Raw genomic sequence first — 20,198 nt, 5'->3', positions numbered from 1 at the left:
GGACCGATCCGTCATGGCATCAGAAACGGACGAGAGGCTGCTCGGCTCCCTCAAGCGCCTCACCCTCGACCTGCACCGGACCCGCGAGCGGCTGCGCGAGCTGGAGGACGGCGACCGGGAGCCGATCGCGATCGTCGGCATGGCGTGCCGCTACCCGGGCGGGATCGACTCGCCCGCCGCCCTGTGGCGGCTGCTCGTCGAGGGCGGCGAGACCGTCGGCCCCTTCCCCCGGGACCGGGGCTGGGACGAGGGCCTGTACGACCCCGACGGCGGCGGCCGGAGCCTGACCGGCGCGGGCGGCTTCCTGCGCGGCGCGGCGGACTTCGACGCGGGCTTCTTCGGCATCAGCCCGCGCGAGGCCCTGGCCATGGACCCGCAGCAACGGCTGCTCCTCGAAACCGCCTGGCAGGCGTTCGAGGACGCCGGGATCGATCCGGAGTCGGTACGCGACACCGAGACCGGCGTCTTCACCGGACTGTCCTGCCAGGACTACGGGCAGACGGGCGACGACGTGCCGGAGGAGGCCGAGGGCTTCCTGACCACCGGGTCGGTCGGCAGCATCGCCTCCGGCCGGATCTCCTACACGTTCGGCCTGCGCGGCCCGGCCCTCACCGTGGACACGGCCTGCTCGTCCTCGCTGGTCGCGCTGCACCTGGCCGTCCAGTCGCTGCGCCGCGGCGAGTGCGCGCTGGCGCTGGCGGGCGGCGCGACCATCATGTCCACCCCCCGGCTGTTCACCGAGTTCACCCGCATGCGGGGCCTCTCGCCGGACGGCAGGTCCCGCCCCTTCTCGGCCGCCGCCTCGGGCAGCGGCCTCTCCGAGGGCGTGGGCATGCTCCTGGTGGAACGGCTGTCGGACGCCCGGCGCCTGGGCCACCCCGTCCTGGCCGTGGTGCGCGGCAGCGCGGTCAACCAGGACGGCGCCGGCCACGGCCTCACCGCGCCCAACGGCGCCGCGCAGCAGCGGGTCCTGCGGCAGGCCCTGAAGGACGCGCGCCTGGAGCCGGGAGACGTCCAGGTGGTGGAGGCGGGCAGCACCGGCACCCCGCTCGGCGACCCGATCGAGGCCCGCGCCCTGCTCGCCGTCTACGGCTCCGGCCGCGACCGGCCGCTGCGGCTCGGCTCGGTGAAGTCGAACATCGGGCACACCCAGGCGGCCGGCGGCGTCGCCGGCGTCATCAAGACGGTCCTGTCGATGCGGCACGGCCGCCTCCCCGCCACCCTCCACGTGGCGGAGCCCACCCCGCACGTCGACTGGTCGGCGGGCGTCGAGCTCGTCGCCCGGCAGTCCGCGTGGCCCGAGACGTCCGGGCCGCGCCGCGCGGCGGTGTCCTCACAGGGCATCAGCGGCACCAACGCCCACGTCATCCTCGAAGAGGCCCCCGCCGACCCCGGCAGCACCCCGCCCGCCGACGCGCCGGACCGGCCGCGCCTGCTGACCCTGTCGGCCAGGACCCCGACCGCCCTCGCCGAACTCGCCGCACGTTACGCCGAGTTGCTTGCCGACGCCGACGCCGACGCCGACGCCGACTCCGACTCCGATGTCGGCAGCGGCAGCGACATCGACATCCACGGCGGCGGCGCAGGGCTCGCCGCCGAGTCCACCGGTGCCGCCACCGGAGAATCGCTCGCGGCGATCTGCCGGACCACGAGCCTCGGGCGGGCGCACTTCCCGCACCGGCTCACGGCCGTCGCCTCCTCGCGCGCCGAACTGCGCGGCCTCCTCGCCCGGACGCGCCCGGACGGGGATCCGCCGCCCGGCGTCCGCGTCGGCGTCCGGCCCCCGAAGGCGGACCGGGGCCCGGTCTTCCTCGTCACCGGCTTCCCGGAACCGGGGTACGCCGACACGCTCGCCGGACTGGCCGACACCGAGCCCGTCTTCCGCGACGCCCTGGCGCGGTGCGCCGAGGCGGGTGCCGACCGGCGCTCGCCGTTCGCCGTCGCGTACGCGCTCGCCGAACTGTGGCGGTCCTGGGGCGTGGAGCCCGCCGCCGTCCTCGGCCACGGCGTCGGCGAGCCGGTGGCCGCCTGCCTCCAGGGGACCATGAGCCTGCGGGACGCGTGGCAGGCGGCGACCCGGCCCACGACGGACGCCGCCGGGCCGGAACGGTTCACCGACACGGTCGCCGCGCTCCTGCGCGGCGGACAGCGCGGCTTCGTGGAGCTGGGGCCCGCCTCGCCGGTCCTCGACGGGCTCCGGGCGACCGCTCCCGCCGCCTTCCTGCCGTCGCTGTGCGCGGGGGAGGACGCCCGCCGCACCCTCCTCGACGGCCTCGGCGCCCTCTTCGTCCACGGCACGCGGATCGACTGGAAGCGGGTGCACGGCGACCTCGGCGGCCCGCCCGCCACCCTGCCCGGACACCCCTTCCAGCGCGAGCGGTACTGGCTCCCGACCAGGGCCACCCGCAGCGACCGCCCACACCCCGAAGCCGCGCCCAACACCGTATGGAACGCCGCGACCGACACCGTACGGAACGCCGAGTCCGACACCATACGGAACACCGCGCCCGACACCGTACGGAACACCGAGTCCGACACCGTACGGGAAACCGTACGGACCACCGCTCCCGGCACCGGCCAGGACCCCGAGCCCGCCACCGGCGACGCCCCCGAGACGGTGGCCGGCATCGTCGGGCGGGCGCGGGGCGCCGTCGTCACCGGTGACGAACTGCACCTGCCGCTGCGGAGCCTGGGCGTCGACTCGCTGATCGCCATGGACGTCCGGCAGAGCCTCGTCCGCCGGCTCGGCGTCGACGTCCCGCTGCGCGACCTCCTGGACGGCCGGAGCGTCGACGACCTCACCCGGACCGTCCGGACCGCCCGGACGGCGCCCGGCGGCACGCACCGGACCGCCGAGCCCGCCACGCCGCCGCCCGCCACAGCGTCGCCCGCCACGGCACCACCCGCGACGACGTCGCCCGCCGACCCGGCGGCCCGGTACGAGCCGTTCCCCCTCACCGCCCTCCAACAGGCCTATCTGGTGGGCCGGACCGATGCCTTCGAGCTCGGCGGCGTCCCCACCTCCTTCCTCGTCGAGGTCGACCTCGACGACACCGACACCGAGCGGCTCGCCGCCGCCTTCCGGCACCTGGTCGACCGGCACGACATGCTCCGCGCGGTCATCTGCGAGGACGGCCGCCAGCGCGTGCTCCCCGAGGTCCCCCCGTACCGGATCACGACGGTCGACCTGCGGGCGTGCGACGAGGCCGAGCGGGCCCGCCGACTGGCCGAGATCCACCAGGAGATGCGCCACCAGGTCTTCGACACCGCGGTCTGGCCGCTGTTCGACGTCCGGGCGACCCTGCTGGACGCGCGCACCACCCGGCTGCACCTCAACTTCGACGCGCTGATCATCGACGGGCGCAGCTCCGCCCTGCTGTTCCGGGAATGGGCGCAGACCTACCGCTCCGGCACGCCCGACGCGCCCGCCCCCGCCGTCACCTACCGGGACTACGTGCTGGCCGCGGCCGAGGAGGACGCCGCGCGGCGCGAGGGGGCCCTCGCCTACTGGCAGGGCCGCCTCGACTCGCTGCCGCCCGCCCCCGCCCTGCCGCTGCGCCCGGGCCCCGCGCCCCGGCGGCCGGTCTTCACCCACCGCACGGCCCGTGTCGGACCCGGCGCCTGGCGGCGGTTCAAGGACCACGCCACCGCGGCGGGGGTCTCCCCCTCGGCGGCCCTGTGCGCCGCGTACGCGCAGGTCGTCGCCGCCTGGAGCGCCTCGCCGCGCTTCACGCTCAACGTGCTGGCGTTCCACCGGCGGCCCCTGCACGAGGACGCCGGCCGGATCGTCGGAAACCTCAGCGCGACCACCCTCCTCGAAGTCGACGCCGCCCCCGCCGAGGCCTTCGCCTCCGGCGCCAGGAGGCTGCAGGACCAGCTCCTGACCGACCTCGAACACGGGTACGTCAGCGGCGTCGAGGTGCTGCGCGAGCTCAACCGCACCCGGGGCGGCACCGGCCTCGCGAGCATGCCGGTGGTCTTCACCAGCACGCTCGGCTTCTCGGGGCGGGCCACCGGCGGGCCCGGCGCGCTCACGGCGCTGACCGCCCTCGGCACCGCCGGCCGCCCGGTCTCCAGCTCGGTGCGGACGCCACAGGTCTGGCTCGACCACCAGGCCCTGGAGGAGGACGGGGAACTGGTCCTCAACTGGGACGTGGTGGAGGAGGTGTTCCCCGACGGCGTCGTCGACGGCATGTGGGACGCCTACCGGGAACTGGTGCGGGACCTGTGCGGCGAGACGGCCTGGCGCCGCCCGCCGTCCGTGCCGGTGCCGGCCGCCGACCTGGAGCTCCGGCGGGCCGCCAACGCCACCGACGGCCCCCTCCCCGCCGGGCTGCTGCACGACGGGTTCCTGCGGCAGGCCGCGGCCCGGCCGGACGCGCCCGCCGTCATCACCGCCTCCCGGACCCTGACCTACGACGAGGTGCACCGCCGCTCCGACCGGATCGCCCACTGGCTGGCCGGCCACGGCGCGGGCCCGGGCACGCTCGTCGGCATCGTGATGGAGAAGGGCTGGGAGCAGGTCGTCGCGGCCCTCGGCGTCCTCAAGGCCGGCGCCGCCTACGTACCGCTCGACGCCACCATGCCCGCCCGCCGGCTCCGCACGATCATGGAATCGGCCGGCGTACGGCTGGCCCTGACCCGGACGCCGGACGCGGACGGCCTCGACCTCCCGGACGGCACCCGCGCGCTGCGCGTCGACGCCGGGCCGGCCGACGGGGAGAGGGGCACCCCGCCGCCCTGCCCGGCCGGGCCCCGCGACCTCGCGTACGTCATCTTCACCTCGGGCTCCACCGGCACCCCCAAGGGCGTGATGATCGAGCACGCCGCCGCGGTCAACACGGTCCAGGACGTCAACGACCGGTTCGCCGTGACCGCGGACGACCGAGTCCTGGGCCTGTCCGCACTCCACTTCGACCTCTCGGTCTACGACGTCTTCGGCCCGCTCGCGGCCGGCGGCGCCGTCGTCCTGCCCGACGCGTCGGACCGGCGGGAACCGGCCGCCTGGCTGGACCTGGTGAACCGGCACCGGGTGACGATCTGGAACAGCGTCCCCGCCCTGATGGACATGTTCGTCGAGCACCTGCGCACCCTCGACGGCCCGCCGTCGCTGCGCGTGGTGATGCTGAGCGGCGACTGGATCCCGGTCACCCTCCCCGGCGCCATCGCCTCGGCGCTGCCGAACGCGCGGACCTGGAGCCTCGGCGGCGCGACCGAGGCGGCCATCTGGTCCATCCAGCACCCGATCACCCACGTGGACCCGCGGTGGACGAGCGTCCCGTACGGCAGACCCCTACGGAACCAGAAGTTCCACGTCCTGGACGAGGCGCTGCGGCCCCGCCCGGCCCTGGTCCCCGGCGACCTGTACATCTCCGGGGCCGGCCTGGCCCGCGGCTACCTCGGCGACGAGGAGAAGACCCGCGCGGCGTTCCCGCACCACCCCACCACCGGGGAACGGCTCTACCGGACCGGCGACCTCGGCCGCTACCTCCCGGACGGCACCATCGAGTTCCTGGGACGCCTCGACACCCAGGTGAAGATCCGCGGCCACCGCATCGAACTCGGCGAGATCGAGGCGGCGCTGCTGCGGCGGCCGGACGTCCGCGCCGCGGCCGTGACGGCCGAGGGCGAGCGCGGCGGCCCGCGGCACCTCGTCGCGTACGCCGTCTCGCACAGCACCGAGGACGCGCTGCGCGAAGCGCTCCGCGAGGAACTGCCCGGCGCCATGGTGCCCGCCCGCGTCGTCCTCCTGGACGAACTCCCGCTGACCGGCAACGGCAAGGTGGACCGCGGCCGCCTGCCGTCCCCCCGGGAGACGGCGGCCCGCCCGGCGCGGGCGACCGCCCCGCGCGACGCGACCGAACGGCTCCTCGCCGGCATCTGGGCGGACTTCTTCCCGCCGGCCGACGGACCCGTCGACGTCACCGCGGACTTCTTCGACCTCGGCGGCGACTCCCTCCTCGCGGTACGGCTCATGGCCCGCGTCCGGCAGCGCACCGGCCGGTCGCTGCCGGTGGCCACGCTGCTCGCACGGCCGACCGTCGCGGCCCTCGCCGAGGCGCTGCGCGAGCGGCCGGACGACACGGACCGGGCGGCGCTGGTCACGATCCGGGACGGCGGGACCCGGCCGCCGCTCGTCCTCGTCCACCCCGTCGGCGGCGACGTGCTCTGCTACGCCGCGCTCGGCACCCTCCTCGACGACGACCAGCCGCTCCACGCCCTCCAGTACCCCGACCTCGACCCCGCGCCGCACACCGTCGCCGACCTCGCCGCGCACTACGCCGACGCGCTCACCGCCCGCTTCCCGCAAGGCCCGTACCGCCTCGGCGGCTGGTCCATGGGCGGCGTGATCGCCCTGGAGACCGCCCGCCTGCTCACCGAGCGGGGCAGGACGGTCGAACTCGTCGCGGCCGTGGACCTGCTCGAACCGCCCGGCCGCACGCGAGCGCCCTCCGACCCGGAGCTGCTCGCCCGCTTCGCCCGCGACCTGGCCGGACTCGCGGGCAGCGACTGGGCCCCCGACCCGGCCGACCTGGAACCCGCGGACGGCAGGTCCCCGATCGGCGAACTGTTCGTCCGGGCCCGGGAGGCCGCCGTCCTGCCCGCCGACGTCGACGCCCCCACCCTGGAACGGCTCGCGGGCCGCTTCCTGCGCCTCAGCCGCGCCCTGGCCGACCACGAGCCCGCCCCTTATCGGGGCAGGGTCCGGCTCCTGCGCGCCATGGACGGCGCCACTCCCCGGACCACCCGCCGGTGGCTGGCGCTCCTCGGCGACCGGGCCGAGAGCGTCGACGTGCCCGGCGACCACTACAGCGTCATGCGCCACCCGGACCTCCGGACCCTGGCCGCCGCACTCGACAAGGCCCTGGACGACCTGTGACCCGCGCCCGCCGACAGCACCACCCCCACCGGACCGGTGGGGACAGCCGCACCAGGAGGAGGACCGGATGACCACCGCGGAACTGCCGCCCCACCCCGAACCGGCCCTGACGACCGCCCCGCCCCCGCCGGCCGCCCTCGGTCCCCGCACCGCCGCCCCGGCCCCGCCGGCCGCCCCGGCCCCGCCGGCCGAACCGGCCCCGACGGCCGGGCAGGTCATGGACCGCGTACGGGCATACGCCGCGGACCTCCCGGCACGCGCGTCCGAGATCGAACGGCTGGGCCGGCTCCCCGCCGACGTCCTCGACGGCCTGAAGGCCACCGGGCTGCTGCGCGCGGCCCTGCCGCCCCGCCGGGGCGGCGTGGAGCTGACGGTGCCGCAGATCACCCGGGCCGTCGACCTGTTGGCCCGGGGGGACGGCTCGGTCGCCTGGTGCGCGGCCGTCGCCCTGAACGCCGCCTTGGCCGCGGTCCACCTCCCCGACGAGGTGTTCACCGAACTGTTCCCGGACCCCGACATGGTCACCGCCACCGTGCTCCCGCCGACCGGGCGGGCGGTCCGGCGGGGCGACGGCTACCTCCTGTCGGGCCGCTGGGCCCAGGCCAGCGGAATCACCCACGCCGACCGGATGCTGGCCGGCTTCCACGCCCCGGACGGCACCCCGAGGATCGCCGTCCTCGACACCGCGCGGCTGCGCGTGATCGACACCTGGCACGCCACCGGCCTGCGCGGCACCGGCTCGCACGACGTGGAGGCCGTCGACCTCCACGTACCGCGGCACCACACCTTCGCGCTCCAGCCGCCCGGCGCCCACGGGGAACCGCCCCACCTGCGCGCCGACAACCTCGCCCACAAGATGGCGGGCATCCCGCTGGGCATCGCCGGGGCCGCGCTGGACAGCGCCCGTGAGCTCCTCGCCGCCAGGCGCGCCGCGCCGCCGTGGCCGGGGGCCCCGGCCGACCTCGCGCGCGCCGAATCCCTGATCGGCGCGGCGGACGCCTATGTGTACTCCACGCTGGAGAAGGCCTGGGCGGCCCAGACCGCCGGCGTGGCACCCGAACGCGGCACGGCCGCGCTGGCCCGCCGGTTCGCCCACCGCGCCTGCCGGGAAGCGGTCCAGCTGCTGTACGACGCGGTGGGATCGGCGGCCGTCTACACCGAGCGCACCCCGCTCGACCGGTGTCTGCGCGACCTGATCACCGCGGGCCGCCACGTCGCCTCCGCCGAGAGGATCCTCGACGGAGTCGGCACCCTGCGACTCGGCGGCGACCCCGCCTCCCCCCACGTCTGACCCGACGGCGCCGCCTCCCCGAACGCGCGGAACCCGCAGGGCGGCGGCCATCTGGTCTAGGGGGTGTCGGCGTCCCCCGACAGGAAGGGGAGCACGTACTCCGCGCCCCGGTCCCGCAGCAGTTCGTGCAGGGCCGTGAAGACCTCCGCCGAGCGGCGGCCCGGCCAGTCGTCCGGCAGGAGCTCCGCCGGGAGCACCGGGTCCGCGTAGGGCAGCCGGCGCCAGGAGTCCAGGGCGAGGAGGTAGTCCCGGTAGGCGTCCTCGGCGCCCGCCGGGGCCGACCGCCAGGCCCGCAGGACCGGCTCGTGGGCCGCGAGGAACTCCTCGTGGAGCCCGGCGATCGCCGGCAGGTCCCACCAGCGGGCCACCGCCCCGGCCGTCGCCGCGTACCCCAGGTGGTCGCCGCGGAAGAGGTCCACGTACGGGGAGAGCTCCAGGCGCTCCAGGGCGTTCCGCGTCTCCTCGTACAGCCGGGCGGGCGCGATCCAGACGCCCGGCGCCGCCGTGCCGAAGCCCAGCCGGGCGAGCCGGGAGCGCAGCAGGTGCCGCTTGTGCCGCTCGGCCTCGGGCACCGAGAAGACGGCGAGCACCCAGCCCTCGGACAGCTTCGGCTCCGTACGGGCGTAGATCCGGCGGTCGCCGTCGTCCAGGAGCCGCCGGGCGTCCTCCGAGAGGGCGTACCCGGCGGCGCCGGCCGCCGTCCGGCCCGGCAGCAGCAGACCGCGCCGCTTGAGCCGCGACACCGAGGAACGCACCGAGGGCGCGTCGACGCCGAGCACGCCGAGCAGCCGGATGAGCGCGGCCACCGGCACCGGCGACTCGTCGGGCGCACGGCCGTAGGCGCCGTAGAAGGAGACGATCAGGGATCGGGGGGTGTGCTGCTCGGCCACGTGATCACTTTAAGCGGTGGTGGACACGTCATGCCGGTCACGCCGGGTCCCGCAGCAGGAAGCGCTGGAGCTTCCCCGTCGCCGTGCGCGGCAGCGCGTCGAGGAAGACGATCTCCCGGGGCGATTTGTACGGGGCGATGCGGGCGCGGACGAAGGCCCGCAGCGCGGCGGCGGTGCCGGCGTCGCGCGGCACCCCGTCCCGTACCACCGTGTACGCCACGACGACCTGGCCGCGCAGCTCGTCCGGGCGGCCGACCACCGCCGTCTCCACCACGTCGGGGTGGTCGAGGAGCACCTCCTCGACCTGGGGCCCGGCGATGTTGTAGCCGGCCGAGATGATCATGTCGTCGGCGCGCGAGACGTAGCGGAACCAGCCGTCGGGCTCGCGGACGTACGTGTCGCCCGTGATGTTCCAGCCGTCCCGTACGTACTCCTCCTGGCGGGGGTCGGCCAGATAGCGGCAGCCCACCGGGCCGCGCACCGCGAGCAGCCCCTCCTCGCCGTCCGGGACGCCCTTGCCGTCGCGGTCGACGATCCTGGCCTGCCAGCCGGGCACCGGGCGGCCCGTGGTGCCGGGGCGTATGTCGCCGTCGGCGGCGGAGATGAAGATGTGCAGCAGTTCGGTGGCGCCGATGCCGTTGATCAGGCGCAGCCCGGTCCGCGCGTACCAGGCCGTCCAGGTCGCCTCGGGCAGGTTCTCGCCCGCCGAGACGCAGCGGCGCAGCGAGGCCACCTCCGGGGCCGTGCCCTGGGTCAGCTCCTGCAGCATGACCCGGTAGGCCGTCGGGGCGGTGAAGAGCACCGACACCCGGTGCCGTTCGATCGCCGCGAGCAGTTGTTTGGGCCCGGCCTGTTCGAGGAGGACCGCGCTCGCCCCGGCCCGCAGGGGGAAGACGACGAGCCCGCCGAGGCCGAAGGTGAAGGCGAGCGGGGGAGAGCCGGCGAAGACGTCGTCGGGCAGCGGCCGCAGGACGTGCGCGGAGAAGGTGTCGGCGACGGCCAGGACGTCCCGGTGGAAGTGGACGCAGCCCTTGGGCCGCCCGGTCGTGCCGGAGGTGAAGGCGATCAGGGCCACGTCGTCGGCGGCGGTCGGCACCGCCTTGTACGGGTCGGGGTGGCGCTCGGCGAGGGTCAGCAGGTCATCGGGCCCGTCCCCGCCGAAGGGGGTGACCCGGAGCCCGGGTATCCGGGCCGCGAGCAGCTCGTCGAGGACGCGGTCGTCGCAGAGCGCGTGGGTGCACCGGGCCGCCTCGGCCATCACGGCCAGCTCGGGGGCGCGCTGCTGGGCCAGGACGGTGACGGCGACGCCGCCGGCCTTCATCACGGCGAGCCAGCAGGCGGCGAGCCAGGGGGTGGTGGGACCGCGCAGGAGGACCCGGTTGCCGGGCAGCACCCGCAGGTCGGTGGTGAGGACGTGGGCGATGCGGTCCACCCGGTCGCGGAGCTCCCCGTAGCTCCAGACCCCGCCCTCGCCGTCGTGGAAGGCGGGCCGGTCGGCGCCGAACCGTTCCACCGTGCGGTCGAGGAGTTCCGTGCCGCAGTTGAGCCGATCGGGGTAGCGGAGCTCGGGGAGGTCGAAGAGGAGACGCGGCCAGTGGTCGGGAGACGGCAGCCGGTCGCGGGCGAACGTGTCGAGGTGGGCCGAGGGCGTCAGCTCCATGAGTCCGTCCCCCTGTCGTGGTGGGGTCGTCCGTCGCTCCACGAGCGTATCGTGTTGGTGACGACAGTCAACGGTCCGCGACAGGGGCGCCGGGAGGCGCCGGGACGGAGGAACCCGGGGGCGCGGGAGGCGGGGCGCTTCAGGACGCGGGAAGCAGGGCGCCGCGAGGCGCAGGAACCGGGGCGCTTCACGGCGCCGGAACCACGGCGCCCCACGGCGTCGCGACGAAGGCGCCGCAAGGCGCAGGCACCACGGCGCTGCGAGGCGCCGGCACCGCGGCGCCCCACGGCGCCGGGACCGAGGCGCCGCGAGGCGCAGGGATCAGGGCGCTTCACGGCGCCGCGACGAGGGCGCCGGAGGGCGCCGGAGAGGGCCCACATGCCCGCATTCTCGCTCGATCCGGCACAGACCACCTGGTGTGCGGAGCTCAGCGCGCTCGCCGCCGAACGGCTCAAGCCCCTCGCCGACCAGGGGGAACCCGGCAGGGTCAACCGCCCGCTCGTCGCCGCCCTCGGCGAGCTCGGCCTCCTCTCCCGCCTCTTCGAGGCCGGCGCCCTCGACCTCTGCCTCCTGCGCGAGTCCCTCGCCCGCACCTGCACCGAGGCCGAGACCGCCCTCGCCCTCCAGGGCCTCGGCACCCACCCCGTCGCCGCCTTCGGCACCCCCGCCCAGCGCGCCCGCTGGCTCCCCGAGGCCGCCGCCGGGCGGGCCGTCGCCGCCTTCGCCCTCTCCGAACCGGACGCCGGCTCCGACGCCGCCGCCCTCGCCCTCGACGCCGTCCCCGACGGCCGCGGCGGCTGGCGCCTGCACGGCGAGAAGCGCTGGATCTCCAACGCCCCCGAGGCCGACTTCGCCACCGTCTTCGCCCGCACCACCCGGGGCGCCGGAGCGCGCGGCGTCACGGCCTTCCTCGTCCCCGCCGACCGCCCGGGCCTCGGCGGGGAACCGCTCGACATGCTCGCCCCGCACGCCCTCGGCACCCTCACCTTCGACGGCGTCCCCGTCGGCCCCGAGGACCTCCTCGGCGAACCCGACAAGGGCTTCCGGGTCGCCATGAACACCCTCAACCTCTTCCGGCCCAGCGTCGGCGCCTTCGCCGTCGGCATGGCCCAGGCCGCCCTCGACGCGGCCCTCGCCCACACCGTCGCCCGCCCCGCCTTCGGCGGCGTCCTCGCCGACCTCCAGGCCGTCTCGCACCGCGTCGCCGAGATGGCCACCCGCACCGAGGCCGCCCGCCTCCTCGTGTACGCGGCGGCCGTCGCGTACGACGAGGGGGACCCCGACGTCCCCCGCCGCTCCGCCATGGCCAAGCTCCTCGCCACCGAGACCGCCCAGTACGTCGTCGACGCCGCCGTCCAGCTGCACGGCGCCCTCGCCCTCCAGCGCGGCCACCTCCTGGAACACCTCTACCGAGAGGTCCGCGCGCCCCGGATCTACGAGGGCGCGACCGAGGTGCAGCGCACGATCATCGCGAAGGAGCTGTACGCGAAGGTGCCGCCCACCGAGGTGGTGCCCACCGAGGTGCCGCCCGGCGAGCGGCGACCCCTGGGAGCCCCGTACGCCCCGAAGGAGCCGAAGGAGACGACCGCATGAGCCTGCACCGCCACAACCCCGCCGAACTCTCCCCGCCCACCGGCTTCTCGCACGCCGTCACCGCCACCGGCACCCGGCTCGTCTTCCTCGCCGGGCAGACCGCCCTCGACACCGGGGGCAAGGTCGTGGGGGAGGGGATCACCGAGCAGTTCGCCACCGCCCTCGGCAATCTGCTCACCGCCCTGCGGCACGCCGGCGGCACCCCCGCCGACCTCGCCCGCGTCACCGTCTACACCACCGACGTCCCCGGCTACCGCGACCACGCGCACGAACTGGGCCGGATCTGGCGCCGCTTGGCGGGCCGCGACTACCCGGCGATGGCCGTCATCGGAGTCGTACGCCTCTGGGACGAGCAGGCCCTGGTGGAGCTCGACGGCTTCGCGGTCCTCGACGAACCCGCGTCCGCTTGATCAACTGGTCACCCGCTCGGGCCGGGCTTAGTGTCGAAAGGTGGACTGACCGGCCCACGGCACACTCACCAGGCGAGGCCCGAGGCGCCACATGAGTACACCCAAGCCGACGACACCTGCGCAGACCGCCCCTCCGAAGAAGGGCGGGGACGGCAAGGGCATAGCCCTGTTCGTGATCGCGTCCTGTCAGCTGATGGTGGTCCTCGACATCACCATCGTGAACATCGCCCTCCCGCACATCCAGACGGCGCTGGACTTCTCGACCACCAGCCTGTCCTGGGTCGTCAACGCCTACACGCTCACCTTCGGCGGGCTGCTGCTCCTCGGCGGGCGAACCGGCGACATCCTGGGCCGGCGACGCGTCTTCATCTTCGGCGTGCTGCTCTTCGGACTGGCCTCCCTCTTCTGCGGGCTCGCGCAGAGTGAGTGGCAACTCCTCGCGGCCCGGGCGCTCCAGGGCGTCGGCGGCGCGATAGCCTCGCCGACCTCGCTCTCCCTCATCACCACCACGTTCGACGAAGGCCCGGAACGCAACCGGGCCTTCGGCGTCTTCGCGGGCGTCTCGGCCGGCGGCGGCGCGATCGGACTGGTGGCCGGAGGCATGCTCGTCCAATGGCTGGACTGGCGCTGGATCTTCTTCGTCAACGTCCCGATCGCCGTGGTGATCGCGCTCCTCACACCGCGTCACGTCAGGGAGTCCGAGCGGCACCCCGGCCACTTCGACCTCGCCGGCGCGCTGACCTCGACGCTCGGCATGGTGGCGCTGGTGTACGGGTTCATCCGGGCCGCGCAGGAGGGCTGGAGCGACCCCTACACGATCGGCTCGTTCGGCGCCGCGATCGTCCTCCTGGCCGCGTTCATCCTCATCGAGCGGCGCTCCCAGCAGCCCATCACGCCCCTGCACATGTTCGCCGACCGCAACCGCTCGGGCACCTACGTCATCATGCTCTGCCTGGCGGCGGCCATCTTCGGGATGTTCTTCTTCCTCACCCTCTTCGTGCAGCAGGTGCTGGGCTTCAGCCCCCTGACGACGGGCCTCGCGTTCCTGCCGGTCAGCGCGATCATCGCGGTCGGCGCCGGCTTCACGTCCAACCTGCTGCCCAAGTACGGTCCGAAGCCCTTCATGGTGACGGGCTCGGTGCTCGCCGCGGCCGGCCTGTCCTGGCTGACGCTCACCGACGTGAACTCCACCTACGCGGGCAGCATCCTCGGACCGATCCTCGTCTTCGGCCTCGGCATGGGCCTGATGTTCGTCTCGCTGACCATCATGGCGCTGTCGAACGTCGAACAGCGGGAGTCCGGCGCGGCGTCCGGCCTGCTCAACGCCATGCAGCAGGTGGGCGGTTCGCTGGGCCTCTCGATCCTGGTGACCGTCTTCGGCACGGCCAGCCGCAACGAGGCGGACAAGCAGGTCCCCGCCTTCCTCTCCCAGGCCGGCCCGCTGGAGAAGGCCCAGTTCGCGAAGACCGGGCAGCTCCCGCCGCCCTGGAGCGACCAGGTCCTCACCTCCGGCGTCTCCGCGGGCTTCGTCACGGCGGCGGTCTTCGCCGTGGTCGGCGCCCTGGTCGCCCTCTTCGTGATCCAGGTCCGCGCCTCCGACCTCGAACGCCTCAAGGGCGGCGGAGTGATGCCGGGCGCCGGCTGAACCCCACTACGGCCTCAAGGTGGCGTAGGGCCGCTCGGGACAGGGGGCGTCGGGCGGCGCCAGCTTCAGATAGGCGGTCCCGAACTGCGGATCCTCGACCGTCTCGCCCGGCTCGGGATCCTGGAAGCAGACCTTCCACGGATCCGCGACGCCGGGCAGCGCCACGTCGGAGTACGCGCTCTCCGGCACGACCTTCCTGAACCCGACCGGCGCCAGCGCCTGCCCGGCCCGCGCGAAGGCCATGCCGGTGACGGCGGGCATGGCGGGCCAGGGGATCTTCCCGCCGTCGACGGCGGGACAGGGCGCCCCGACGCGCACCACCCCGAGATCCAGCACGGGCCGCCCGCCGTCCCGCCGCCCCGCCGACGCCTGGAAACACACCGTCCACTCGTCCGCGTCCCACTGCCGGGCATCCTGGTCGGAGGCGTCGTGCGACACGACGGCGTACCCGGCGGCGGAGGCGGCGGCCTTCGCCTCCTCCATGTTCCTCCCCACGAGCACGGGAGGCCCGGTGGGCCGAGGAGCGACGGAGACGGTGCCCGTGACCTCCGGCGACCGGCCGCCACCCCGCACCGGCTCCTCCCCCGGCGCACCACCACCGAAAAGGCGGGGCACGCCCCACACGACCACGAGCAGCACGACCAGACCACCGACGACCACCCCCGGCCGCCACCACCGCCGAACGGCCTCCCGGGGAGGCGACGGGGACGGCGGCGGGGCAGAGGGGTACGAGTCCACGCGGGGATCGTAGACAGAACCCCCGCGCCCGGCGCGGGGGTTCTCCGGCTTCTCGCGACTTTCTCCGGGACCGGGACCTAGATGTCCCGGAAGATCTCGATCTGCGCGCCGATCGAGTTGAGGCGCTCCGCGAGGTCCTCGTAGCCGCGGTTGATGACGTAGACGTTGCGCAGGACCGACGTGCCCTCCGCCGCCATCATGGCGAGCAGGACGACCACGGCCGGGCGCAGGGCCGGCGGGCACATCATCTCGGCGGCGCGCCAGCGGGTGGGGCCCTCGACCAGGACGCGGTGGGGGTCCAGGAGCTGGAGGCGGCCGCCGAGGCGGTTGAGGTCGGTGAGGTAGATGGCGCGGTTGTCGTAGACCCAGTCGTGGATGAGGGTCTTGCCCTGGGCCGTCGCCGCGATCGCCGCGAAGAAGGGGACGTTGTCGATGTTGAGGCCCGGGAACGGCATCGGGTGGATCTTGTCGATCGGCGCCTCCAGCTTGGAGGGACGGACCGTCAGGTCGACCAGGCGAGTGCGGCCGTTGTCCGCCGGGTACTCCGCCGAGCGGTCGTGGTCGAGGCCCATCTCCTCCAGGACGGCGAGCTCGATCTCCATGAACTCGACGGGGACCCGGCGGATGGTCAGTTCCGACTCCGTCACCACGGCCGCGGCGAGCAGGCTCATCGCCTCGACCGGGTCCTCGGAGGGGGAGTAGTCGACGTCCACGTCGATCTGCGGCACGCCGTGCACGGTCAGGGTGGTGGTGCCGATGCCGTCGACCCGGACGCCGAGGGCCTCCAGGAAGAAGCAGAGGTCCTGGACCATGTAGTTGGAGGAGGCGTTGCGGATGACGGTCACGCCGTCGTGCCGGGCGGCGGCGAGCAGCGCGTTCTCGGTGACGGTGTCGCCGCGCTCGGTCAGGACGATCGGGCGGCCGGGGGAGACGGAGCGCTCGACCCGGGCGTGGTAGATGCCCTCGGTGGCCGTGACCTCCAGGCCGAAGCGGCGCAGCGCGATCATGTGCGGCTCGATCGTGCGCGTGCCGAGGTCGCAGCCGCCGGCGTACGGCAGCCGGAAGCGGTCCATGCGGTGCAGCAGCGGGCCGAGGAACATGATGATCGAGCGGGTGCGGATCGCGGCCTCGGCGTCGATGGACTCCATGTCGAGCTCGGCCGGAGGCACGATCTCCAGGTCCACGCCGTCGTTGATCCAGCGGGTGCGGACGCCGATGGAGTTGAGGACCTCCAGGAGCCGGAAGACCTCCTCGATGCGGGCGACCCGGCGCAGGACGGTGCGGCCCTTGTTGAGGAGCGTGGCGCAGAGCAGTGCGACACAGGCGTTCTTGCTCGTCTTGACGTCGATGGAGCCGGAGAGGCGACGGCGGCCGACGACGCGGAGGTGCATGGGTCCCGCGTATCCCAGGGACACGATCTCGCTGTCGAGGGCTTCGCCGATCCGGGCGATCATCTCAAGGCTGATGTTCTGGTTGCCGCGCTCGATCCGGTTGACGGCGCTCTGGCTCGTGGCCAGCGCCTCGGCGAGCTGAGTCTGTGTCCAGCCGCGGTGTTGCCGGGCGTCACGGATGAGCTTGCCGATGCGTACGAGGTAGTCGTCTTCCATGGCGTCACGTTATCTCAGATATGAGATGTGTTCCGTCATGGGGTGGGCCATCAGGGTGAATCGGCGTGAGCGGTCGGGTGGCGCGGTTCGTACAGGGGGAGTTCGGTGCCGCTCGGCAGGCGGACGGCGGCGAGCAGGCCCCAGCCCTGGTCGGTGATGGCCCGTGAGATCTCCGCGCCCCGATCCTCCAGGGTTGTCAGGGTATGGGTGAGGTCGTCGCACATGAGGTACACCTCGTGCTGCGGTTCGCCCGTCGTGGGGTGCACCGCGATCTCGGCGGGCGGCAGCCTGAAGATGAGCCAGCCCCCTCCGGCGTCCACGTGCTCGAAGCCGACGACGTCCCTGAGGAAGGCCCGGTCGGCCTCCGCGTCCCGGGTGTAGAGAACCACGTGCGCGCCGCTGATCATGGATCGATCGTCGGCCGGGGCGTCCGCCGCGGCAATCGGGCCGCATCCGTTCGGGGTGGAGGGGAAGGGGGGTGGGCGGGACGGGTCGTGCGTCCCGTGGATCCGCAGCATGCCAGGCATGACCGGGCGGCGGTGATGTACTAGAGTTATCTCGACATCGAGATATCTGCCGAGGCGCACCGCTGCCGCCACCCTGGTAAGGGTTACCTAACTTAGCCTTACCTTAGCGGATCGACGACGTGTACGTGGCGGCAGGATGTGGTGGAACGCGCACATATATGAAGGAGACTGTCGTGTCGGCGAACAGCTTCGACGCCCGCAGCACGCTGCGCGTGGGCGACGAGTCGTACGAGATCTTCAAGCTGGACAAGGTCGAGGGCTCCGCGCGCCTCCCTTACAGCCTGAAGGTCCTCCTGGAGAACCTGCTCCGCACCGAGGACGGCGCGAACATCACCGCCGACCACATCCGGGCCCTCGGCAACTGGGACTCGCAGGCTCAGCCGAGCCAGGAGATCCAGTTCACGCCCGCCCGCGTGATCATGCAGGACTTCACCGGTGTGCCCTGTGTCGTCGACCTCGCCACCATGCGTGAGGCCGTCAAGGAGCTCGGCGGCGACCCGGCGAAGATCAACCCGCTGGCCCCGGCCGAGCTGGTCATCGACCACTCGGTCATCGCCGACAAGTTCGGCACCAAGGACGCCTTCGGCCAGAACGTCGAGCTGGAGTACGGCCGCAACAAGGAGCGCTACCAGTTCCTGCGCTGGGGCCAGACCGCCTTCGACGAGTTCAAGGTCGTCCCGCCCGGCACCGGCATCGTCCACCAGGTGAACATCGAGCACCTGGCCCGCACGGTCATGGTCCGCAACGGCCAGGCCTACCCCGACACCCTCGTCGGCACCGACTCGCACACCACCATGGTCAACGGCCTCGGCGTGCTCGGCTGGGGCGTCGGCGGCATCGAGGCCGAGGCCGCGATGCTCGGCCAGCCGGTCTCCATGCTCATCCCGCGCGTCGTCGGCTTCAAGCTGACCGGCGAGCTGCCCGCCGGCACCACCGCCACCGACCTGGTGCTGACCATCACCGAGATGCTGCGCAAGCACGGTGTCGTCGGCAAGTTCGTCGAGTTCTACGGCGAGGGCGTCGCCGCCACCTCGCTCGCCAACCGCGCCACCATCGGCAACATGTCGCCGGAGTTCGGCTCCACCGCCGCGGTCTTCCCGATCGACGACGAGACCCTGAACTACCTCAAGCTCACCGGCCGCTCCGAGCAGCAGGTCGCGCTCGTCGAGGCGTACGCCAAGGAGCAGGGCCTCTGGCTGGACCCGAAGGCCGAGCCGGACTTCTCCGAGAAGCTGGAGCTCGACCTCTCCACCGTCGTCCCGTCGATCGCCGGCCCGAAGCGCCCGCAGGACCGCATCGTCCTCGCGAACGCCGCCGAGCAGTTCGCCCAGGACGTCCGCAACTACGTCGACAGCGTCGACGAGGCGGGCCAGGAGTCCTTCCCGGCCTCCGACGCCCCGGCCGTCTCCAGCACGGTCCCGTCGAACCCGGTCCAGGTCACCGCCCCCGACGGCTCGACCTACACCCTCGACCACGGTGCGGTGACGGTCGCGGCCATCACCTCCTGCACCAACACGTCGAACCCGTACGTGATGGTCGCCGCCGCGCTCGTCGCGAAGAAGGCCGTCGAGAAGGGCCTGACCCGCAAGCCGTGGGTCAAGACCACCCTCGCCCCGGGCTCGAAGGTCGTCACCGACTACTTCGACAAGGCGGGCCTCACCCCGTACCTCGACAAGGTCGGCTTCAACCTCGTCGGCTACGGCTGCACCACCTGCATCGGCAACTCCGGCCCGCTGCCGGAGGAGGTCTCCAAGGCCGTCAACGAGCACGACCTGGCCGTGACCTCGGTGCTCTCGGGCAACCGCAACTTCGAGGGCCGCATCAACCCCGACGTCAAGATGAACTACCTGGCCTCCCCGCCGCTGGTCGTCGCGTACGCCATCGCGGGCTCCATGAAGGTGGACATCACCAGGGACGCGCTCGGCACCGACACCGAGGGCAACCCGGTCTTCCTCAAGGACATCTGGCCCTCCGAGGCCGAGGTCAACGACGTCGTGGCCAACGCCATCGGCGAGGACATGTTCAACAAGTCCTACCAGGACGTCTTCGCGGGCGACGCCCAGTGGCAGGCGCTGCCGATCCCGACCGGCAACACCTTCGAGTGGGACACCGAGTCCACCTACGTCCGCAAGCCCCCGTACTTCGAGGGCATGACGATGGAGACCACCCCGGTCACCGACATCGTCGGCGCCCGCGTCCTGGCCAAGCTGGGCGACTCGGTCACCACCGACCACATCTCCCCGGCCGGTGCCATCAAGGCCGACACCCCGGCCGGCAAGTACCTCACCGAGCACGGTGTGGAGCGTCGTGACTTCAACTCCTACGGCTCGCGCCGGGGCAACCACGAGGTCATGATCCGCGGCACCTTCGCCAACATCCGCCTGCGCAACCAGATCGCGCCGGGCACCGAGGGCGGCTACACCCGCGACTTCACGCAGGAGGGCGGCCCGGTCTCCTTCATCTACGACGCCTCGCAGAACTACCAGGCCGCCGGCACCCCGCTGGTCATCCTGGGCGGCAAGGAGTACGGCTCCGGCTCGTCCCGCGACTGGGCCGCCAAGGGCACCGCGCTCCTCGGCGTCAAGGCCGTCATCACCGAGTCGTACGAGCGCATCCACCGCTCGAACCTCATCGGCATGGGCGTCCTGCCGCTGCAGTTCCCGGCCGGCCAGTCGGCCGACTCGCTCGGCCTGACCGGCGAGGAGACCTTCTCCATCACCGGCGTCACGGAGCTGAACGAGGGCACCACGCCGAGCACGGTCAAGGTCACCACCGACACCGGTGTCGAGTTCGACGCGGTCGTCCGCATCGACACCCCCGGTGAGGCGGACTACTACCGCAACGGCGGCATCATGCAGTACGTGCTCCGCAATCTGATCCGCGGCTGACGCCACCGGATCCGGTAGACGAAAGGCCCCGCTCCTCGGAAGAGGAGCGGGGCCCTTTCGTTCGTCACG

Annotated in this window: 11 protein-coding genes; 6 read left to right on the top strand and 5 right to left on the bottom strand. The window is 73.6% G+C overall.

Going from position 1 to position 20,198, the window contains the following annotated elements:
• Window positions 1-13 precede the first annotated feature (13 nt).
• Together ACIGW4_RS00770 and ACIGW4_RS00765 are read left to right on the top strand one after the other, a co-directional pair.
• On the top strand, window positions 14-6,880 hold the full coding sequence (locus ACIGW4_RS00770) for an amino acid adenylation domain-containing protein (protein WP_399577537.1): 6,867 nt from the start codon (window positions 14-16) through the stop codon (window positions 6,878-6,880).
• A gap of 67 nt (window positions 6,881-6,947) precedes the next feature.
• On the top strand, window positions 6,948-8,171 hold the full coding sequence (locus ACIGW4_RS00765) for an acyl-CoA dehydrogenase family protein (RefSeq protein ID WP_399577536.1): 1,224 nt from the start codon (window positions 6,948-6,950) through the stop codon (window positions 8,169-8,171).
• Window positions 8,172-8,227: 56 nt separating this feature from the next.
• Here the strand turns inward: ACIGW4_RS00765 and ACIGW4_RS00760 are convergent, their stop codons facing one another.
• Both ACIGW4_RS00760 and ACIGW4_RS00755 read right to left on the bottom strand, forming a co-directional pair.
• On the bottom strand, window positions 8,228-9,061 hold the full coding sequence (locus ACIGW4_RS00760; RefSeq protein ID WP_123455924.1) for a PaaX family transcriptional regulator C-terminal domain-containing protein: 834 nt from the start codon (window positions 9,059-9,061) through the stop codon (window positions 8,228-8,230).
• Window positions 9,062-9,098: 37 nt separating this feature from the next.
• Complete coding sequence (locus ACIGW4_RS00755) at window positions 9,099-10,721, bottom strand: AMP-binding protein (protein ID WP_399578171.1); 1,623 nt, start codon at window positions 10,719-10,721, stop codon at window positions 9,099-9,101.
• A gap of 378 nt (window positions 10,722-11,099) precedes the next feature.
• On the opposite strand from ACIGW4_RS00755, the gene ACIGW4_RS00750 reads away from it, so the two are divergent.
• The 3 genes from ACIGW4_RS00750 (at window position 11,100) to ACIGW4_RS00740 (ending at window position 14,369) form a co-directional block, all read left to right on the top strand.
• A complete protein-coding gene (locus ACIGW4_RS00750; RefSeq protein ID WP_399577534.1) occupies window positions 11,100-12,314 on the top strand; it encodes an acyl-CoA dehydrogenase family protein in 1,215 nt (404 codons plus the stop codon).
• Window positions 12,311-12,724: a RidA family protein gene (locus ACIGW4_RS00745; protein WP_399577531.1), complete on the top strand. Its 414-nt coding sequence runs from the start codon at window positions 12,311-12,313 to the stop codon at window positions 12,722-12,724. The genes ACIGW4_RS00750 and ACIGW4_RS00745 overlap by 4 nt, the downstream gene beginning before the upstream one ends.
• Window positions 12,725-12,815: 91 nt before the next feature.
• A complete protein-coding gene (locus ACIGW4_RS00740) occupies window positions 12,816-14,369 on the top strand; it encodes an MFS transporter (protein WP_123455928.1) in 1,554 nt (517 codons plus the stop codon).
• Between the two features lie 6 nt (window positions 14,370-14,375).
• Here the strand turns inward: ACIGW4_RS00740 and ACIGW4_RS00735 are convergent, their stop codons facing one another.
• From ACIGW4_RS00735 to ACIGW4_RS00725, 3 genes are all read right to left on the bottom strand, one after another.
• Window positions 14,376-14,852 (bottom strand): PASTA domain-containing protein, encoded by a 477-nt coding sequence (locus ACIGW4_RS00735; protein WP_399577529.1) that lies wholly within the window; start codon window positions 14,850-14,852, stop codon window positions 14,376-14,378.
• Between the two features lie 332 nt (window positions 14,853-15,184).
• Complete coding sequence (locus tag ACIGW4_RS00730; protein WP_123455945.1) at window positions 15,185-16,714, bottom strand: UDP-N-acetylglucosamine 1-carboxyvinyltransferase; 1,530 nt, start codon at window positions 16,712-16,714, stop codon at window positions 15,185-15,187.
• Window positions 16,715-16,764: 50 nt separating this feature from the next.
• Window positions 16,765-17,121, bottom strand: coding sequence for a VOC family protein (locus tag ACIGW4_RS00725; protein ID WP_399577526.1), 357 nt, complete (start codon window positions 17,119-17,121; stop codon window positions 16,765-16,767).
• 293 nt (window positions 17,122-17,414) lie between these two features.
• Between ACIGW4_RS00725 and acnA the strand changes: the two genes are divergently transcribed.
• Complete coding sequence (gene acnA, locus ACIGW4_RS00720; protein ID WP_123455947.1) at window positions 17,415-20,129, top strand: aconitate hydratase AcnA; 2,715 nt, start codon at window positions 17,415-17,417, stop codon at window positions 20,127-20,129.
• Window positions 20,130-20,198 lie beyond the last annotated feature (69 nt).

Source organism: Streptomyces sp. NPDC053513, assembly GCF_044544765.1.
Taxonomy (GTDB): domain Bacteria; phylum Actinomycetota; class Actinomycetes; order Streptomycetales; family Streptomycetaceae; genus Streptomyces; species Streptomyces litmocidini.
The sequence above is the reverse complement of the archived record's forward strand: the minus strand, read 5'-3'. Positions and strand labels throughout refer to the sequence as shown.

Bases quoted from the DNA above. Each gene is read 5' to 3' on its own strand.
- ACIGW4_RS00770 (WP_399577537.1), top strand. From the start codon at position 14: ATGGCATCAGAAACGGACGAGAGGCTGCTCGGCTCCCTCAAGCGCCTC.
- ACIGW4_RS00740 (WP_123455928.1), top strand. From the start codon at position 12,816: ATGAGTACACCCAAGCCGACGACACCTGCGCAGACCGCCCCTCCGAAG.
- ACIGW4_RS00735 (WP_399577529.1), bottom strand. From the start codon at position 14,852: ATGGAGGAGGCGAAGGCCGCCGCCTCCGCCGCCGGGTACGCCGTCGTG.
- ACIGW4_RS00725 (WP_399577526.1), bottom strand. From the start codon at position 17,121: ATGATCAGCGGCGCGCACGTGGTTCTCTACACCCGGGACGCGGAGGCC.
- ACIGW4_RS00730 (WP_123455945.1), bottom strand. From the start codon at position 16,714: ATGGAAGACGACTACCTCGTACGCATCGGCAAGCTCATCCGTGACGCC.
- ACIGW4_RS00765 (WP_399577536.1), top strand. From the start codon at position 6,948: ATGACCACCGCGGAACTGCCGCCCCACCCCGAACCGGCCCTGACGACC.
- ACIGW4_RS00745 (WP_399577531.1), top strand. From the start codon at position 12,311: ATGAGCCTGCACCGCCACAACCCCGCCGAACTCTCCCCGCCCACCGGC.
- ACIGW4_RS00755 (WP_399578171.1), bottom strand. From the start codon at position 10,721: ATGGAGCTGACGCCCTCGGCCCACCTCGACACGTTCGCCCGCGACCGG.
- ACIGW4_RS00750 (WP_399577534.1), top strand. From the start codon at position 11,100: ATGCCCGCATTCTCGCTCGATCCGGCACAGACCACCTGGTGTGCGGAG.